This window comes from Streptococcus toyakuensis (assembly GCF_024346585.1).
GTDB lineage: Bacteria > Bacillota > Bacilli > Lactobacillales > Streptococcaceae > Streptococcus > Streptococcus toyakuensis.
In genome coordinates this window covers 14269-33378 of the sequence record NZ_AP024523.1, presented here as the reverse complement: position 1 = coordinate 33378, position 19110 = coordinate 14269, and the positions used below count along the sequence as shown (strand labels likewise).

Below are 19110 nucleotides of genomic sequence, written 5' to 3'. Positions count from 1 at the left end.
TCTGCTTTTGCTTCTTCCGCAGCTTTTTTATTTGCATCATCAATTGCTTTTTCAGCTTCTTCTACAGTTAAACCATTTTTGAAACCATCCTCGATTTCTTTTTTCTGTTTAGCTGCTTCTGCTTTTAATTTTGTAATGGCCTCTGCAACTTGTTTTGCTAATTCAGGATTATTTTGAGTATCCGCTTTTTTTTAATTCTGCAATTGCGTCTTCTAACGCTTTATCAAAATTCGCTAAAAATTCTTTTTGAGCTGCTTCCTCTGCTTTAGCTGCTTCTTCCTCTTCTGCTTCCTCTTTTTTAGCAATTTCTTCTATTTCATTTTCAGTAGCTTCTGCGGTTTTCCCTGTCTTGAACCCATCCTCGATTTTAGCTCTCTCTTTAGCTGCTTCTGCTTTTAATTTTGCAATTGTCTCTTTAATACTTTCAGCTGATCCTGGATCATTTTTTGCTTCTTCTTCTAATTCTTTAATAGTTTCTTCTAAAGCTTGATCAAAATTAGCTAAAATTTCATTTTGAGCTGTAGTTTCTTCTGCAGCTTTTACAACTGACGGTTGAGAAGCAATAAATGCGGATCCCAACATAGCAACACTAGCCAAGCTAGTTAAAATTATTTTCTTTTTATCCATTTTAAAAACCTCTTTTTTTATAATATATTCCTTTCCATTATAACGTTTCTTAATGTCATAAGCAAGCAATATAAATAAACCCTTTTAATTCATTTAAACTGGAAAAATTTATCCTTTCTAAATCTTATCTTTTCTTCAATCCACTACAGTTGACAAAGAGCCAAAAAAGCTAAAAAGCAGGAGATTTCTCCCCTGCTTTGATTTAATTACTTAAAATAAAACCCATTCACCATTAGCATTCACAGTATACCCATTAATTGTAGTATTAACTGCCAAAGCTCCTGAAGAATATGAATAATACCATTTACCAGCTACTTGGAACCAACCAGTTACCATAGCACCTGAGCCTTTGAGGTAGTACCATGAATCACCTACTTTAGCCCAGCCTGTTTGCATAGCACCTGAACCGTTTAGATAGTACCAAGTGCTACCATCTTGCAACCAACCTGTTTGCATTTCGCCTGAACCGTTTAGATAGTACCAAGTGCCACCATCTTTAACCCACCATTTTTGCATGATGCCTTCAGCGTTAAAGTAATACCACTTACCGCCATCTTGTAACCAGCCAACTTGACGTTTACCTTCTTTATTCACATAAATCCAGTTACTATCAACTTTATTCCAGCCAGCTTTTGTATTAGATTCATCTGTTAAGAAATATGTTTTACCATCAACGGTAATTTCCCCAAACTTACGTTCACCTTCTTCAGTGACATAGTAATACTTATCACCAGCACCCTTGATAAGACCTGTCTTACGCTCACCTTCTGTAGTAATGTAATACCATTTTCCAGCACTATCTTTTACAATACCTGACTTGGTTGTACCGTCTTCAGCAAAGAAGTACCATTTAGCACCTACCTTATGCGCTCCAATTGTCACAACACCATCTTTGACAAAATAAGTTTTTCCATTTTCAGAGATAATCTCTGTCTTACGAGCTCCATCTGACACAAAATAATAGGTTTTTTCTCCTACTTTAATGAAACCAGTTTTCTTAACACCTTGTCCGTCTAGATAGTAACGTTCAGATGTGTTTTCAAGAACTCCGTGAGCCATAACACCTTCACTATCAAAATAGTAAGTTTTTCCATCAACATTAGCACAACCTTTTACAGGATTTCCTTTATAGTAAAGATAACGATTACCAGCAGACACACGCCATTTTACATCTTTATCAGAAGTTTTATAGCCTTGAGTATTTAACTCACTGACAGACGCATCGGGATCGTTTACATAATCATCAATCTTTGTCCCTTTCTCAACGAATAAGTAGTATTTTCTTCCCCCTTCAACATAGGCACGTTGAAATTCAAATCCTTCAATTGTCGAATGTTTAGAGATCGGCTGATTCCCATCTTCAAAAAATACTGTCTTACGTTCTTGTGAACGACCATTAATCACTGTGATCCACTCAGTTCTATAAACAACTTCTTCCGCACTTACTGGACGAGCTGTAATTGCAGAGTAACTGGTTAAAACTGCTGCACTTGCCATTGTCAAGCTAGCTACTGCTAGGGCTAAAGCTTTTTTATTTTTCATATGAGCATTCTCCATGTTTAAAATTTTAGGTAATAAACCTAGTTTTATTGTATCTTATTTTTTAAAAAAATTCTAAAAAAAACTGAACTTTTTATGGAAAAAATAAAAAGCAGAAGAAATCTCCTGCTTTTTTGATTAAACTAGATTATTTAACCCATTCACCGTTTCCGTTTACAGTGTATCCACCTACAGTAGTATTAACTGCAAGGGCACCAGAACCGTCAACGTAGTACCATTTACCAGCAACTTCAAACCATTGGCTAGCTTTCATAGCACCTGATGCTTCAAGGAAGTACCATTTGCCACCGTCTTGCAACCAACCAGTTTCCATAGCACCTGAACCATTTAGGTAGTACCAAGTGTTACCATCTTTAACCCACCATTTTTGCATTACGCCTTCAGCGTTAAAGAAGTACCATTTACCGTCGATTTGTTTCCAACCAGTAACTTGTTTGTTGTTGTCATAGTAGTGCCATCCGTTTTCACCTTGAACCCACTCAGTACGAACAACATTGTAGCTGTCAGTTTTTTCAATTTCAACTGATGCATTTACATACATATCATTATTTTCGTTACGTCCAACTGCATCTGCTGTAAATAGTGAAGATTTTGTTAGGCGCTCAGGTAAAAAGTAACCTTTTGGTACTGTCAAAATACGGTAAACCGCTACTCCACCCTCGTGTAATTCAAACTCAGCATCACCTGCTTCATTTGTCTTAGCACTTACAGGAGCTGGGGCATCTTTAACAGGTTTTCCACCTTGAGCATTCAAGAAATCTTCAGTAGTTTTGTAAACTAATAGCTCAAATTCAACACCTGCAACTGGTGCACCTTGTTTATCTTTAACGTTGATACGTCCATGTGTTCCATTTGTGAATGGTACAACCTTTTGAACTTTACCATCTTTAAGATTAAATTGGCTATCATATGGATTAGATACTTTATCCTTGAATTGATTTTTAGGATTAATTACCAAATAAGTATAAGTAGAACCATCTTTATATTGAACAGATACTACTTTATCTCCATTTGCTAGAACTTGTTCAGCACGGTTAGTTTCAGTTGCTTTTTCCACTTGTGAAGGATCGTAAGTTTTTTCAACTTTTCTAACTGATGCTGCTTCTTCAGGTGTCAATTGTCTGTCAGCTGAAACAGCTTGTGCAGCACCAAATGCTGCAAGAGCGACTGCGCTTGTCAATAAAACTTTTTTCATCGTTTTATCTCCTTTGTTTTTCTTTAAAAATTTTTTCGTAAGACTATCTTACTACCATACAGTATATAAATATTTGCAGGATTTGTCAAGGGTTTTCATCAACTTTTTACCTATTTTTTCAAAAAAGATAAAAAAACGCTTTTGTGAGATGAAATACCCTTCAAATACCGTATCTCCCAAGTGAAAATCTCACAAATTTCTTAAACCCTGAGTCAAACCTCACATATTTAATCCATATCGATAGTTGGATAGAACTCACTTCCATGATATTATCCTATAACCCCTTCCAAATGTCAAGCAAAAATGACAAGTATTTTAGAAATAACTCGCCATTTCATTAACTTTCTACTATTTAAAATGTGACCTCATAGCAAGGACTCAAACTCAGCGACAGTCATGTCCAACTGTTCACTCGCAAATTCAGAGGTTAAAACATGTTGGCGTACTAAATCTAGAAAGGTAAAGATTTTCCCACGCTCCAGTCCCTGTTCAACGCCTTCTGCTCGTCCTTGTTCAAGACCCTCTGCACGACCACGTTCAAGACCTCGCTCTAAACCTTTTTCGATTCCTTCCGCTCTAGCAGTTTCCAAGGCATAGTCCTGCGCTAACAAGGCTTGTTCTTCACGCCTGCGTTGTTCACTAAACATTTTCCTGTCCTCCTCGGACCAGCTCTTGTAGTCTAGCAGTTGGTCTGCTTGGATGATAGCTCGCTCGGGTTCTTGAGTAAAGGGCTTGTTGCCGAAAAACTCCAACCAGGGCTTGCGAACCTCGTCTTTGCTGGTTTCTCTGTATTTTTTAATTCCAAGAATGCTATCTTGACTAGATGGTTTTCATGACCGTTATTTGTGATGGTCTTAATCTTTCAATAGTGCCTCAAACTCAGAGACAGTCATGCCTAATTGCTCGCTAGCAACTTCAGAAGGCAAAAGACCTTGGCGAACCATATCTAAGAAGGCAAAGAATTTCCCACGCTCCAGTCCTTGTTCAAGACCTTCTTCTCGCCCCTTTTCAATTCCCTCTGCACGACCACGCTCTAAACCTTGTTCAATACCTTGTTCCAGCCCCTCTGCTCTAGCTGTTTCCAGGGCATAGTCCTGTGCTAACAAGGCTTGTTCTTCGCGCATACGTAGTTGACTAAACATTTTCCTGTCCTCCTCGGACCAGCTCTTGTAGTCCAGCAGTTGGTCTGCCTGGCTGATGGCTCGCTCGGGTTCTTGGGTAAAGGGTTTGTTCCCGAAAAACTCCAACCATGGCTTACGAATGCTATCTTTGCTGGTTTCTCTGTATTTTTTTAATTCCAAGAACGCCATCTTGACTAGATGGTGTTCTTGACCGTTATTTGTGATGGTTAAGACCTCACCTGTCGTGTTCTCGCGCATACTAAAGCTATGAAAAGCCAAGTCATCTGAGAAGTAGTTGCTGTCCACAATAGCAATAGCATAAACTGGTGCGATGTGTTTGTAACTCTGGTGTGTATCACCTTCTCGTTGACGAATTTTTTCTAGGTTTTGATTGACCTGACTGCACAGGTAAGCCCACAGGCGATTGATGAAAAAATTCTGATGATGAACTTGAATTTCAATAATTACTTGCGTACCATTATCCAACTCCGCCAAGACGTCTATACTGGTATAGAAATCCTGAGCCGAGTAAGGCAGGGATGGCAAGACATGAATATTGCTCCCCTCCAAAATGGTTACATTTTTGGCTGGTAAATCCAACATATCGCGAATAAATTGACAAGTGATTTCTGGATTGCTAAAGATTTTCTTAGCAACCAAATCATTGGTCGGACTGATGCCCGGATGTCTGAGAATCATCCTCTTCCTCCTTTTATTATACCACAGTTTTAAATCTAGGTTTTCTAGATTCTCTGGCTCTATCTATTTATTCGGAAAAGAGATGAAAAAACCTGAGAATCATCTCAGGCTTGGTCATTAAATCTTTTTCTCAATACTGAAAAGTGGAGAAAGTGGGCGTTTTTCATGGATACGTACAATAGCATCACCTAGGAGATGAGCGATTGAAATTTGCTCAATCTTATCGATCAAACGCTCTTCTGGCAGATAGATGGTATCCAAAACAACCAATTTCTTAATAGCTGAATTTTGGATATTGTCCATAGCTGGACCAGATAGAACTGGGTGCGTACAGCTCGCATAGACTTCAACAGCACCAGCTTCTGCAAGGGCATCTGCCGCATGACAAATCGTTCCAGCAGTATCAATCATATCATCAATCAAGATACAAGTCTTGCCTTCTACCTTACCGATGATGTTCATGACTTCACTGGTATTCATCTTATCAACGCTACGACGTTTGTCAATAATAGCAATAGATGTTTTCAAAAATTCTGCCAACTTTCGAGCACGAGTCACCCCTCCATGGTCTGGGCTGACAACCACATAGTCAGAACCAACCATGCCACGACGCTCAAAATAATCCGCAATCAGAGGAGCTCCCATCAAATGATCCACAGGAATATCAAAGAATCCTTGAATCTGCGCAGCATGCAAGTCGATGGTCAATAAACGATCCACTCCAGCTACTTCAAGCATATTTGCAACAAGTTTTGAAGTGATTGGCTCACGCGCTCTCGCCTTTCTATCCTGACGTGCATATCCATAGTAAGGCATGACAACATTGACAGATTCTGCACTCGCACGCTTCAAAGCATCTACCATAATCAAAATTTCAAGCAGATTGTCATTTACAGGCGAACTAGTTGATTGTAGGATAAAGACGTGTTTCCCACGGATTGATTCTTCGATGTTGACCTGAATCTCTCCATCTGAAAATTGGCGGACACTTGATTTCCCCAACTCTATCCCAATCTCCTGCGCTACACGTTTTGCCAATTCTTGATTAGAAGAAAGGGCAAACAGCTTTAAATCAGAAAAAGACATGATTTCCTCCGGTATATATGTATCGCTTGTGCTTTTCACAAGATTTTTCCATTTACCATTGTAGCGCTTTTTGCACTATTTTTCAATCAAAAATAAAAGAAGGGCACCATATTTGTACCCTTGCATCATTCTTTTAAAAAATATTCTAGTTCATCAACTCATTGTGCTTCTCAACAAAACGATAAGCCTGATAAAAACCATAGAGAGTAATAGCCGTAACCACTGGAATCGCTAAAGGCAACTCTGTCTCCAATTCAACAAAAGGAGAATTAAACAAGAAATGAGTTCCCAAGGCTAAACCTAGGAAAATAAGCCCCTCTTTCTTGCCAACCTTCTGCCCTTTATAAGCTCTGTAAAGCAAGTAAACACCTACTACAGCCAGACCTGAAAAAGTCCAGTGAGAGGCAATTCCTGAGATGATACGCTCTAAAATTCTCGAAATAGTAAAGTCAAAGCCCTCTGGCAAATCCGTACGAATATAGCCAATATCCTCAATCATTTGAAATCCCAAACCAGAAGCAATTCCAAGTAAAAACAAAGATTTTAATTTTCGTACAGGAATCAAAGCCAAAACAAAGACAAGTGGCAATAATTTCAAGGGCTCTTCTACCAAAGGAGCCACAATAGCACTTTCAAAGGCATTTAAAAATGTACTATCTGGGAAAAGAACACCCAGTAAATCATGGATATAGGTATTCGCAAAGCTAGACAGCCATCCTGAAAGGAACATCCCACCCAATAAAGACAAAATCAAGGCCTTCTTTGGCAATTCCCATTTTTTCCCAATACGGAAAAGGAAATAAAGAGCCGGAATTATGTAAAAGAGAGCTAGAAAGATAGAAACTCCCATTAGTCCATATTCCGCAGCTGACATCGAACCGTCCGTATAGTAGATAGTTTCATACTGCAAACCAATACATAGCAATAAGATAAAAATAAATAAAATGCTGTTTTTCTTCATACACTTTCTTTCTAAATGAAGTATTTATAATTCTACGACTGTCATACTTCCTGTATCCACATCGTAAATGGCACCAGAGATTATCACATCATCTGGTATTAAGGGAGACTCGATAAGGAGTTGCATATCCTCACGCACACTCTCCTCTATATCTTGGAAGGGCAAAAAGTCCTGGTCTGACACATCGACACCTAGTTCCTCTTTTAAATACTCCTGAAAAGGTCCATTTTCAAAGGTCTGAGCACCACAGTCTGTATGGTGCAGCACCACAATCTCTCTTGTCCCCATCTGTTGCTGGGAAATAACTAGCGAACGAATCATGTCCTCAGTCACTCGACCACCTGCATTCCGCAAGATATGAGCATCCCCAAGTGCCAATCCCAAAGCTTGCGCAACGTGCAAACGTGAGTCCATACAGGTCACAATGGCTACTCTAGTTTTGGGTTTAAGTGGCAGATTTAACTGCCCATGTAAGGCAACATAAGCTTGATTGGCTTGCATAAACTGTTCAAAATACGACACGATTCCCTCCTCGAAAATTTGATAGTCAAATATTTCTCCTATCTTATCATTTTTAAAAGGATTTGTCACGGATTATGCAAAGACCTTTTTCAAAACTTCCTGAATCGTTGTTACTCCAATGACCTGAATTTCCTTAGGCGGAGTGATTCCTGTCAAAGAATTCTTAGGTACATAAATCTTAGTAAATCCCAGTTTAGCAGCTTCATTGATGCGTTGTTCGATACGATTCACGCGCCGAATCTCTCCCGTCAAACCAAGTTCTCCTACAAAACATTCCTGAGGATTAGTTGGCTTGTCTTTATAACTCGAAGCAATAGCAACCGCAACAGCTAAGTCTATCGCAGGTTCATCCAATTTAACACCGCCAGCAGATTTGAGATAGGCATCCTGATTTTGCAAGAGAAGACCTGCACGCTTTTCCAAAACAGCCATAATCAAACTCGCACGATTAAAATCAAGTCCTGTCGTCGTACGCTTGGCATTTCCAAACATGGTCGGTGTTACCAAAGCCTGAACCTCCGCCAAAATCGGACGCGTCCCTTCCATAGTCACAACGATTGACGAACCAGTCGCCCCATCCAAACGCTCCTCTAGGAAAACTTGACTCGGATTGAGGACTTCAACCAAGCCACCCGACTGCATCTCAAAAATCCCAATCTCATTAGTGGAGCCAAACCGGTTTTTGACCGCTCTCAAAATACGAAAGGTATGGTGACGCTCCCCTTCAAAGTAAAGCACCGTATCCACCATATGCTCCAACATACGAGGACCAGCTAGAGTGCCCTCCTTGGTCACATGTCCTACGATAAAGATGGCAATGTTATTTGTTTTGGCCAGCTGCATAAGTTCCGCTGTCACCTCACGCACTTGAGAAACAGACCCCTGCACCCCTGAAATCTCAGGAGACATAATAGTCTGAATGGAGTCGATGATGAGGAAGTCTGGCTGGATGCGCTCCACCTCAGTTCGAACACTCTGCATATTGGTCTCTGCATAAAGATAAAACTCACTATCAATATCACCCAAGCGCTCTGCTCGTAGCTTAATCTGCTGGGCAGACTCCTCCCCACTGACGTAGAGAACAGTCCCAACTTGAGACAGCTGAGTTGAGACTTGTAGGAGAAGGGTTGATTTCCCAATCCCAGGATCCCCACCTATGAGGACGAGACTTCCCGGTACCACTCCGCCTCCAAGTACACGGTTGAATTCCTCCATCTCCGTCTTGGTTCGATTGACATTGATGGAAGTCACCTCAGCCAGTTTCATGGGCTTGGTTTTCTCACCTGTCAAGGACACACGCGCATTCTTGACCTCGGCAACCTCAACCTCTTCTACAAAAGAAGACCAAGACCCACAGTTGGGGCAACGCCCCAGATATTTAGGTGAATTATACCCACAATTTTGACATACAAATGTCGCTTTTTTCTTTGCGATGATAAACCTCTTTCTATATCTCTAACTCACACTCAATCACTTGGCAAAAATCAATCTTCTCATTTGGCACAAACTGACGCATGAGCATGTTGTGAGTTACCACTATCACGGTCTGGTAATCTCGATACTTAGCCATGCATTCTAGAAAACGAGACTTCATCTTCGCAGCTGTCTCATATTGAATAGGACTATTAGGAAGTAACTCCCCATTATTTTCTAGAAATATAGCACGAGCTTTTTCAAAATTATCTGTGCCACTTTCATAGACCTGCCATTCATGCAATAATGGTTCCACTCTCAAAGGAAGTCCAGTAACACAAGCCACATAAGAAGCCGTTTCTAAAGCTCTTGTGACTGCAGAAGATACGATTATTTCAGCTGAAGGGAGTAAAGGATTGGTGCTCAGTTTCTGGGCTTGCTGCCGTCCCTTCTCAGACAAGGGGGCCAAATCTATCCCAAATCCCGTATAAGAACGCTCCTCTAACTCACGATAATCTGGCTCCCCGTGACGTACAAAGATAATCTTCATTCTAGTGCCCGGTCGATCCAAATCCACCAGTTCGAACGCCATCAGCCATATCTCCATCTGCAATTAAGAAAGGAGCAAAGACAGCCTGGACCACACGTTCCCCAACTTCAAGAACAACTTCTTGATCTGTAATATTCTTCATCTGAGCAAAAATATGCCCTTCATTCCCAGTATTGCCATAATAATCCCCATCAATGACCCCAACCGAGTTAATTAAAACTAAGCCCTTCTTACGAGGGTTTGAAGAACGATCATAAAGGTAAAGAACCTCAGTCGGCTGCATATAAGCCTTAACCCCTGTCGGAACCAAGACAATCTCTCCTGGCGCAATAACCGTACGCACAGCAACCTTTAAGTCGTAACCAGCCGCATGCGCTGTCTCACGCTTTGGCAATAAATTTTCATCTGTAAAACTAGAAACCAATTCAAAACCACGAATTTTCATCATCTTCTCTTTTCTATTATCATTTATTCTAGATTATTCTATCTTATTTATTCGTAAAAAGCACGAAAAAAAGAGCACACAATTCAAATCGCTTAGGGCTGCTGGATTCCTCCCCTGACCCGCTTCACGCAGAACTGTTGCTCCACTATTTATTATATCACATTCCTATTCATTTTAAAAGAAAAATTATTTTTTCCGTCTATTTCTAAAAAAGTCCTGCATAATAGCTGCGCATTCATCTTCCAAAATTCCCGTTTCAACCTCCACACGATGATTGAGACGCTCATCTGTCAAGATATCGTACAAACTCCCAGCAGCGCCAAATTTCTGGTTTTTAGCCCCGTAGACCACGTTTGGAATGCGGGCGAGTCCAATCGCCCCACTACACATGACACAAGGCTCAATGGTCACAAAAAGCGTGCAATCAAGCAAGCGCCAGCTCTCCTCACTCAGATTCGCATTCTCTATGGCCATAATCTCCGCGTGCATAACCGCTCGCTGCAACTCCTCACGTGCATTATGCCCACGACCAATGATTTCTCCGTCCTTGACAATCACACAACCAATTGGAATTTCATCGTGTTCAAGAGCAATCTCAGCCTCTCTCAAAGCCTCTCTCATGAAGACTTCTTTTTCTTCAACTGTATAATTCATCCGTTTCTCTTTTCCTACTTATCGATTTTATTATTATATCATGAATCCCAAGACAAAAAAAGCCACCGAATGCGGTGACTTTATAGGGAGATTATTATGAAAAAGAAAAGTTTAGGATATTTGTTACAACAAGTTAGGAGGTCTTCTTGTAACTGTCTATAGTATACCCGACCTATCTTAAACAAATCTTAAAAATCTCTTAGGACCAAACACTTTCTAAAATATTTGTTTGTTCACGACCAGGACCCACTGAGAAAGTAGAAATACGAACGCCAACCAATTCACTCACACGACGAACGTAGTTACGCGCATTCTCAGGAAGATCTTCCAAATTACGAACTCCAGTAATATCTTCTGACCAACCTGGCAACTCTTCATAGATAGGCTTGCAACGTTTCAATTGCTCAAGACTAGCTGGATAGTAGTCAATACGTTGACCATCAAGATCATAGGCCACACAGATTTTCACAGTATCCAAACCGCTCAAAACATCGATAGAGTTCAATGAAAGATTAGTAATACCAGAAACACGACGACTATGACGCATCACAACTGAGTCAAACCAACCCACACGACGTGGACGACCAGTTGTTGTACCATATTCATGACCGACTTCACGGATACGTTCTCCCACTTCATCAAACAATTCAGTTGGGAAAGGCCCATCTCCTACACGACTCGTATAGGCTTTACATACACCTACAACCTTGTCAATCTTACTTGGACCAACACCAGAACCAATTGTCACACCACCAGCTACAGGGTTTGACGACGTAACAAATGGATACGTACCTTGGTCGATATCTAGCATAACACCTTGCGCACCTTCAAAAAGCACTCGTTTACCGTTATCAAGCGCATCATTCAAAATGACAGATGTGTCTGTCACATACTTCTTGATTTGTTGACCATATTCGTAATATTCTTCAAAAATATCATCGAAAGCAATCGCTTTGCTGTCATACAATTTTTCAAAAAGACGATTCTTTTCAGCAAGGTTACGTTCTAAACGCTCACGGAAAATATCCTTATCCAAAAGATCTGCGATACGAATCCCAACACGAGCAGCCTTGTCCATATAAGCAGGACCAATTCCCTTGATTGTAGTACCAATCTTATTGTCGCCCTTAGCTTCTTCTTGCAAACGGTCTAACTCGATATGATAAGGCAAAATGACATGCGCGCGATCAGAAATACGCAAGTTATCAGTTGTAACACCTTCCTCATGAAGATAGCTCAACTCTTTTACAAGAGATTTAGGATTTACAACCATACCGTTCCCAATAACAGAGATTTTTTCAGGGAAGAAAATCCCAGATGGAATCAAGTGCAACTTAAATTTCTTACCATCAATCACAATCGTGTGCCCTGCATTATCACCACCTTGGTAACGTGCAATCACTTCTGCATTCGCTGAAAGGAAATCTGTAATCTTCCCTTTACCTTCATCACCCCACTGGGTACCTACAACAACAACTGAAGTCATAATCTTGTCTGAGCCCTCAGGCTCTTCCTTTCTCACATACATGGCAGGAATCTCACCCGCAATTATATCTTACAATTTATTATAAGAAAAAATCGCCTTTTTATCAAGAAGAAACAATAGAAAGATTTGCTATTTCCAACTATTAAAAAATGATTTAGAAAAAATTCCGGCTATTTATCATTATTTCCCCACAAAAAGTTAAATTTGTTCGGAAATTAACTCATGCTGTCTCAACAAGCAACAAAACCTTGTTTCATTATCAATTTTTCAAGATACAAACGATAAGCAACACGATAATGGTAAACAATAAAATCCCGATGACTCACAATACGATATCGGACAAGATAATAAATCAAAAACTTAAAATGAAAATGTTCCCAATCAAAATTATCACCGAAGAACATACCATACTCTTCTTCAATGTTTCTATAAAAATCCATCATCTGCTCATAATTTTTTTGTAACATAAGCATACACTCCTTTACTTTTTATAAGCTTATTCTAACAAAAAATTATAAACAGTTATTATTAAATCCTGAATTGCTCAAATACTAACCTCAAAAAGATAATAAATAGGAAAAGTTGACAGAATAGGAAGAAATCTACTACCTAAATTTCAAAAATTAAGATAATGGAAGCGGAAGGATGCGAACCCTCGAAGGAGCGTATTTACAGTCCGTCACGTTTAGCCTCTTCGCTACCCTCGATTAAAGTACTAAAAAGATCTCCTTGCTCGAAAACGGAGGGCTATGAAACTTTACTCAGCAAAAAATATCTCACACCAAATAACTCAAAATAGATTATTAATTATATAAAAAAAGAGGCCTAAACCTCTTTTTCTTAACTACTCCGCCAGTAGGACTCGAACCTACGACATCATGATTAACAGTCATGCGCTACTACCAACTGAGCTATGGCGGATTAAAGCTAAGCGACTTCCATATCTCACAGGGGGCAACCCCCAACTACTTCCGGCGTTCTAGGGCTTAACTTCTGTGTTCGGCATGGGTACAGGTGTATCTCCTAGGCTATCGTCACTTAACTCTGAGTAATACCTACTCAAAATTGAATATCTATTCAAATCAAGAAAACCATTCGCTTTCATATTCTCAGTTACTTTGGATAAGTCCTCGAGCTATTAGTATTAGTCCGCTACATGTGTCGCCACACTTCCACTTCTAACCTATCTACCTGATCATCTCTCAGGGCTCTTACTGATATAAAATCATGGGAAATCTCATCTTGAGGTGGGTTTCACACTTAGATGCTTTCAGCGTTTATCCCTTCCCTACATAGCTACCCAGCGATGCCTTTGGCAAGACAACTGGTACACCAGCGGTAAGTCCACTCTGGTCCTCTCGTACTAGGAGCAGATCCTCTCAAATTTCCTACGCCCGCGACGGATAGGGACCGAACTGTCTCACGACGTTCTGAACCCAGCTCGCGTGCCGCTTTAATGGGCGAACAGCCCAACCCTTGGGACCGACTACAGCCCCAGGATGCGACGAGCCGACATCGAGGTGCCAAACCTCCCCGTCGATGTGAACTCTTGGGGGAGATAAGCCTGTTATCCCCAGGGTAGCTTTTATCCGTTGAGCGATGGCCCTTCCATACGGAACCACCGGATCACTAAGCCCGACTTTCGTCCCTGCTCGAGTTGTAGCTCTCGCAGTCAAGCTCCCTTATACCTTTACACTCTGCGAATGATTTCCAACCATTCTGAGGGAACCTTTGGGCGCCTCCGTTACCTTTTAGGAGGCGACCGCCCCAGTCAAACTGCCCGTCAGACACTGTCTCCGATAGGGATCACCTATCTGGGTTAGAGTGGCCATAACACAAGGGTAGTATCCCAACATCGTCTCCTTCGAAACTGGCGTCCCGATCTCATAGACTCCTACCTATCCTGTACATGTGGTACAGACACTCAATATCAAACTGCAGTAAAGCTCCATGGGGTCTTTCCGTCCTGTCGCGGGTAACCTGCATCTTCACAGGTACTAAAATTTCACCGAGTCTCTCGTTGAGACAGTGCCCAAATCATTACGCCTTTCGTGCGGGTCGGAACTTACCCGACAAGGAATTTCGCTACCTTAGGACCGTTATAGTTACGGCCGCCGTTTACTGGGGCTTCAATTCATACCTTCGCTTGCGCTAAGCACTCCTCTTAACCTTCCAGCACCGGGCAGGCGTCACCCCCTATACATCATCTTACGATTTAGCAGAGAGCTGTGTTTTTGATAAACAGTTGCTTGGGCCTATTCACTGCGGCTGACTTAAAGTCAGCACCCCTTCTCCCGAAGTTACGGGGTCATTTTGCCGAGTTCCTTAACGAGAGTTCTCTCGCTCACCTGAGGCTACTCGCCTCGACTACCTGTGTCGGTTTGCGGTACGGGTAGAGTATGTTTAAACGCTAGAAGCTTTTCTTGGCAGTGTGACGTCACTAACTTCGCTACTAAACTTCGCTCCCCATCACAGCTCAATGTTATAGAACTAAGCATTTGACTCAGTTCACACCTCACTGCTTAGACAGACACTTCCAATCGTCTGCTTTAGTTAGCCTACTGCGTCCCTCCATCACTACATACTCTAGTACAGGAATATCAACCTGTTGTCCATCGGATACACCTTTCGGTCTCTCCTTAGGTCCCGACTAACCCAGGGCGGACGAGCCTTCCCCTGGAAACCTTAGTCTTACGGTGGACAGGATTCTCACCTGTCTTTCGCTACTCATACCGGCATTCTCACTTCTATGCGTTCCAGCACTCCTCACGGTACACCTTCATCACACATAGAACGCTCTCCTACCATACCTATAAAGGTATCCACAGCTTCGGTAAATTGTTTTAGCCCCGGTACATTTTCGGCGCAGGGTCACTCGACTAGTGAGCTATTACGCACTCTTTGAATGAATAGCTGCTTCTAAGCTAACATCCTAGTTGTCTGTGCAACCCCACATCCTTTTCCACTTAACAATTATTTTGGGACCTTAGCTGGTGGTCTGGGCTGTTTCCCTTTCGACTACGGATCTTAGCACTCGCAGTCTGACTGCCGACCATAATTCATTGGCATTCGGAGTTTATCTGAGATTGGTAATCCGGGATGGACCCCTCACCCAAACAGTGCTCTACCTCCAAGAATCTTTATGTCGACGCTAGCCCTAAAGCTATTTCGGAGAGAACCAGCTATCTCCAAGTTCGTTTGGAATTTCTCCGCTACCCACAAGTCATCCAAGCACTTTTCAACGTGCCCTGGTTCGGTCCTCCAGTGCGTCTTACCGCACCTTCAACCTGCTCATGGGTAGGTCACATGGTTTCGGGTCTACGTCATGATACTAATTCGCCCTATTCAGACTCGGTTTCCCTACGGCTCCGTCTCTTCAACTTAACCTCGCATCATAACGTAACTCGCCGGTTCATTCTACAAAAGGCACGCTCTCACCCATTAACGGGCTCGAACTTGTTGTAGGCACACGGTTTCAGGTTCTATTTCACTCCCCTCCCGGGGTGCTTTTCACCTTTCCCTCACGGTACTGGTTCACTATCGGTCACTAGGGAGTATTTAGGGTTGGGAGATGGTCCTCCCAGATTCCGACGGGATTTCACGTGTCCCGCCGTACTCAGGATACTGCTAGGTACAAAGACTATTTTAAATACGAGGCTATTACTCTCTTTGGCTGATCTTCCCAAATCATTCTTCTATAATCTTTGAGTCCACATTGCAGTCCTACAACCCCGAAGAGTAAACTCTTCGGTTTGCCCTTCTGCCGTTTCGCTCGCCGCTACTAAGGCAATCGCTTTTGCTTTCTCTTCCTGCAGCTACTTAGATGTTTCAGTTCACTGCGTCTTCCTCCTCACATCCTTAACAGATGTGGGTAACAGGTAGTACCTGTTGGGTTCCCCCATTCGGAAATCCCTGGATCATCGCTTACTTACAGCTACCCAAGGCATATCGTCGTTTGTCACGTCCTTCTTCGGCTCCTAGTGCCAAGGCATCCACCGTGCGCCCTTATTAACTTAACCTTATTTTTCTGACCTTTCAGTCATAAACTCTTATTAATACTACAGCGTTTTCGGTTTATTTTCTTGTTACTATTTGATATAGATATTCAATTTTCAATGTGCATTACTTGGTGATCTCTCACCGATGGAGCCTAGCGGGATCGAACCGCTGACCTCCTGCGTGCAAAGCAGGCGCTCTCCCAGCTGAGCTAAGGCCCCACAAGACCTCTCAAGACTAAACAAGACCAATGCGCAGTTCCTTTTCCTTAGAAAGGAGGTGATCCAGCCGCACCTTCCGATACGGCTACCTTGTTACGACTTCACCCCAATCATCTATCCCACCTTAGGCGGCTGGCTCCTTACGGTTACCTCACCGACTTCGGGTGTTACAAACTCTCGTGGTGTGACGGGCGGTGTGTACAAGGCCCGGGAACGTATTCACCGCGGCGTGCTGATCCGCGATTACTAGCGATTCCGACTTCATGTAGGCGAGTTGCAGCCTACAATCCGAACTGAGACTGGCTTTAAGAGATTAGCTTGCCGTCACCGGCTTGCGACTCGTTGTACCAGCCATTGTAGCACGTGTGTAGCCCAGGTCATAAGGGGCATGATGATTTGACGTCATCCCCACCTTCCTCCGGTTTATTACCGGCAGTCTCGCTAGAGTGCCCAACTGAATGATGGCAACTAACAATAGGGGTTGCGCTCGTTGCGGGACTTAACCCAACATCTCACGACACGAGCTGACGACAACCATGCACCACCTGTCACCTCTGTCCCGAAGGAAAACTCTATCTCTAGAGCGGTCAGAGGGATGTCAAGACCTGGTAAGGTTCTTCGCGTTGCTTCGAATTAAACCACATGCTCCACCGCTTGTGCGGGCCCCCGTCAATTCCTTTGAGTTTCAACCTTGCGGTCGTACTCCCCAGGCGGAGTGCTTAATGCGTTAGCTGCGGCACTAAACCCCGGAAAGGGTCTAACACCTAGCACTCATCGTTTACGGCGTGGACTACCAGGGTATCTAATCCTGTTTGCTCCCCACGCTTTCGAGCCTCAGCGTCAGTTACAAGCCAGAGAGCCGCTTTCGCCACCGGTGTTCCTCCATATATCTACGCATTTCACCGCTACACATGGAATTCCACTCTCCCCTCTTGCACTCAAGTTAAACAGTTTCCAAAGCGTACTATGGTTAAGCCACAGCCTTTAACTTCAGACTTATCTAACCGCCTGCGCTCGCTTTACGCCCAATAAATCCGGACAACGCTCGGGACCTACGTATTACCGCGGCTGCTGGCACGTAGTTAGCCGTCCCTTTCTGGTAAGATACCGTCACAGTGTGAACTTTCCACTCTCACACTCGTTCTTCTCTTACAACAGAGCTTTACGATCCGAAAACCTTCTTCACTCACGCGGCGTTGCTCGGTCAGACTTTCGTCCATTGCCGAAGATTCCCTACTGCTGCCTCCCGTAGGAGTCTGGGCCGTGTCTCAGTCCCAGTGTGGCCGATCACCCTCTCAGGTCGGCTATGTATCGTCGCCTTGGTGAGCCGTTACCCCACCAACTAGCTAATACAACGCAGGTCCATCTGGTAGTGATGCAATTGCACCTTTTAAGCAAATGTCATGCAACATCTACTCTTATGCGGTATTAGCTATCGTTTCCAATAGTTATCCCCCGCTACCAGGCAGGTTACCTACGCGTTACTCACCCGTTCGCAACTCATCCAGAAGAGCAAGCTCCTCCTTCAGCGTTCTACTTGCATGTATTAGGCACGCCGCCAGCGTTCGTCCTGAGCCAGGATCAAACTCTCATTAAAAGTTTGAGTTCTCACTCATTTCTGTCACTGACAGATTTATTGTTTTTTTCATTGTTCAGTACTACAACCTTAGTTGTAGTGCCCTGCACATTGGTTCGTCTTGTTCAGTTTTCAAAGGTCTTTGTCACTCACTTCTCTCAAGCGACAACTATATTAGTATATCACAGGTGCTTTCGCTTGTCAACACTTTTTTGAAACTTTTTTAATCTTTTTTCATCAAGTGTTCCATCCGCAACATACCATAGTCCGTACGGGATTCGAACCCGTGTTACCGCCGTGAAAAGGCGGTGTCTTAACCCCTTGACCAACGGACCAGAGTTGTTATTTTCAACTCTTACTATTATACTGGCTTTTTATTTTTTGTCAACAACTTTTTCTGCTTTTTTCTTTTTTTTGCATAGCTTCTTACCGAGTACGGATATCAAACTCCTTAAACACAATACGTAAGTCTCTTAATACTCTTTGACGCCCTCGGAAGCGTTCATGTCTTAGGACCCGTTCTAACTCTTCTTGTTTGTCTTTACTTTGTTTACTTCTATAATCTCTTAGTGTCTCATGAAAGAGATAATAATCATCTAGACACAGACCTCCCTCACTGATACGATGACTAATCTCACCTACTTCTTCATACGGTTCTTTATCATATCTTCGTTTTTGACTTTCTTGCTTACGGATATAGTCTAGAATTCGATTACGGAACTTAGTTTTGAAATATTTTCTTAAACGAGGAATGTCTTCTACTATTCCTTCTTCTCTACTAATCAATTCATGTAAGCAAATCATCCCCTCTTGGTCCCAATCCGATAGATCCCATAAATGAAGGTAATATTCATTTCTACACTTATATACAATCCCCTGGACTTCTTTATACAATTCTTTAAACATAACGTTCCCCTTTCTAGATACAGTTTAACAGATTCAGAAACACTTTTGTCCCATTTCCCCCATTCTGTTCCCTACACCGTCTAAACTGCACA

Annotated in this window: 14 protein-coding genes, 3 tRNA genes, 3 rRNA genes, 1 other RNA gene and 1 pseudogene; all 22 read right to left on the bottom strand. The window is 42.4% G+C overall.

Features of this window, described 5'->3' with window-relative positions; all coding sequences use genetic code 11:
• Nucleotides 1-168: 168 nt before the first annotated feature.
• The 22 genes and pseudogenes from STYK_RS00175 to STYK_RS00070 all read right to left on the bottom strand — a co-directional run bounded on the left by STYK_RS00175 (nt 169) and on the right by STYK_RS00070 (nt 19018).
• The gene (locus STYK_RS00175; protein WP_261805010.1) at nt 169-627 is read right to left on the bottom strand and encodes a hypothetical protein; all 459 of its coding nucleotides are present in this window, start codon (nt 625-627) and stop codon (nt 169-171) included.
• 210 nt (nt 628-837) lie between these two features.
• Nucleotides 838-2169 (bottom strand): nucleoside triphosphate hydrolase, encoded by a 1332-nt coding sequence (locus STYK_RS00170; RefSeq protein WP_261805009.1) that lies wholly within the window; start codon nt 2167-2169, stop codon nt 838-840.
• A gap of 145 nt (nt 2170-2314) precedes the next feature.
• The gene (locus STYK_RS10235; RefSeq protein WP_315972276.1) at nt 2315-3382 is read right to left on the bottom strand and encodes an N-acetylmuramoyl-L-alanine amidase family protein; all 1068 of its coding nucleotides are present in this window, start codon (nt 3380-3382) and stop codon (nt 2315-2317) included.
• A 365-nt stretch (nt 3383-3747) separates the two neighbouring features.
• A pseudogene (locus STYK_RS00160) lies at nt 3748-4244 on the bottom strand (Rpn family recombination-promoting nuclease/putative transposase); the annotation flags it as partial.
• Entirely contained in the window at nt 4237-5202 is a 966-nt protein-coding gene (locus STYK_RS00155) for an Rpn family recombination-promoting nuclease/putative transposase (RefSeq protein ID WP_031237278.1), read from the bottom strand. The pseudogene STYK_RS00160 and the gene STYK_RS00155, both read right to left, overlap by 8 nt.
• A gap of 117 nt (nt 5203-5319) precedes the next feature.
• On the bottom strand, nt 5320-6288 hold the full coding sequence (locus tag STYK_RS00150) for a ribose-phosphate diphosphokinase (protein ID WP_000010168.1): 969 nt from the start codon (nt 6286-6288) through the stop codon (nt 5320-5322).
• A 145-nt stretch (nt 6289-6433) separates the two neighbouring features.
• On the bottom strand, nt 6434-7249 hold the full coding sequence (locus STYK_RS00145) for a PrsW family intramembrane metalloprotease (RefSeq protein ID WP_261805008.1): 816 nt from the start codon (nt 7247-7249) through the stop codon (nt 6434-6436).
• A gap of 24 nt (nt 7250-7273) precedes the next feature.
• Nucleotides 7274-7771, bottom strand: coding sequence for a beta-class carbonic anhydrase (locus STYK_RS00140; protein WP_004237611.1), 498 nt, complete (start codon nt 7769-7771; stop codon nt 7274-7276).
• A gap of 72 nt (nt 7772-7843) precedes the next feature.
• Nucleotides 7844-9205: a DNA repair protein RadA gene (radA, locus tag STYK_RS00135; RefSeq protein ID WP_078228442.1), complete on the bottom strand. Its 1362-nt coding sequence runs from the start codon at nt 9203-9205 to the stop codon at nt 7844-7846.
• Nucleotides 9206-9218: 13 nt separating this feature from the next.
• A complete protein-coding gene (locus tag STYK_RS00130) occupies nt 9219-9776 on the bottom strand; it encodes a histidine phosphatase family protein (protein ID WP_000863561.1) in 558 nt (185 codons plus the stop codon).
• Nucleotides 9736-10179 carry a dUTP diphosphatase gene (locus STYK_RS00125; RefSeq protein WP_004257643.1) on the bottom strand — a complete coding sequence of 148 codons (444 nt, stop codon included), beginning with the start codon at nt 10177-10179 and terminating at the stop codon, nt 9736-9738. Before STYK_RS00125 ends, STYK_RS00130 begins: the two co-directional genes overlap by 41 nt.
• A 56-nt stretch (nt 10180-10235) precedes the next feature.
• Nucleotides 10236-10333, bottom strand: an RNA gene (gene ffs / locus STYK_RS00120) — signal recognition particle sRNA small type.
• Nucleotides 10334-10365: 32 nt separating this feature from the next.
• On the bottom strand, nt 10366-10833 hold the full coding sequence (gene tadA / locus STYK_RS00115; RefSeq protein WP_001110112.1) for a tRNA adenosine(34) deaminase TadA: 468 nt from the start codon (nt 10831-10833) through the stop codon (nt 10366-10368).
• 199 nt (nt 10834-11032) lie between these two features.
• Nucleotides 11033-12319, bottom strand: a complete 1287-nt coding sequence (locus STYK_RS00110; protein ID WP_001832534.1) for an adenylosuccinate synthase — start codon at nt 12317-12319, stop codon at nt 11033-11035.
• Nucleotides 12320-12549: 230 nt separating this feature from the next.
• On the bottom strand, nt 12550-12786 hold the full coding sequence (comW, locus tag STYK_RS00105; protein ID WP_261805007.1) for a sigma(X)-activator ComW: 237 nt from the start codon (nt 12784-12786) through the stop codon (nt 12550-12552).
• Nucleotides 12787-13166: 380 nt separating this feature from the next.
• Nucleotides 13167-13240: transfer RNA gene (locus STYK_RS00100), tRNA-Asn, on the bottom strand.
• A 5-nt stretch (nt 13241-13245) separates the two neighbouring features.
• Nucleotides 13246-13361, bottom strand: a 5S ribosomal RNA gene (gene rrf, locus STYK_RS00095).
• Between the two features lie 76 nt (nt 13362-13437).
• Nucleotides 13438-16338 (bottom strand): 23S ribosomal RNA (locus tag STYK_RS00090).
• Between the two features lie 125 nt (nt 16339-16463).
• A tRNA-Ala gene (locus tag STYK_RS00085) sits at nt 16464-16536 on the bottom strand.
• Between the two features lie 51 nt (nt 16537-16587).
• Nucleotides 16588-18133 (bottom strand): 16S ribosomal RNA (locus STYK_RS00080).
• Together the 16S, 23S and 5S rRNA genes with 3 tRNA genes alongside form the textbook arrangement of a ribosomal RNA operon.
• Nucleotides 18134-18375: 242 nt before the next feature.
• A tRNA-Glu gene (locus STYK_RS00075) sits at nt 18376-18447 on the bottom strand.
• 91 nt (nt 18448-18538) lie between these two features.
• The gene (locus tag STYK_RS00070) at nt 18539-19018 is read right to left on the bottom strand and encodes a sigma-70 RNA polymerase sigma factor region 4 domain-containing protein (RefSeq protein ID WP_261805006.1); all 480 of its coding nucleotides are present in this window, start codon (nt 19016-19018) and stop codon (nt 18539-18541) included.
• Between the last annotated feature and the right edge of the window lie 92 nt (nt 19019-19110).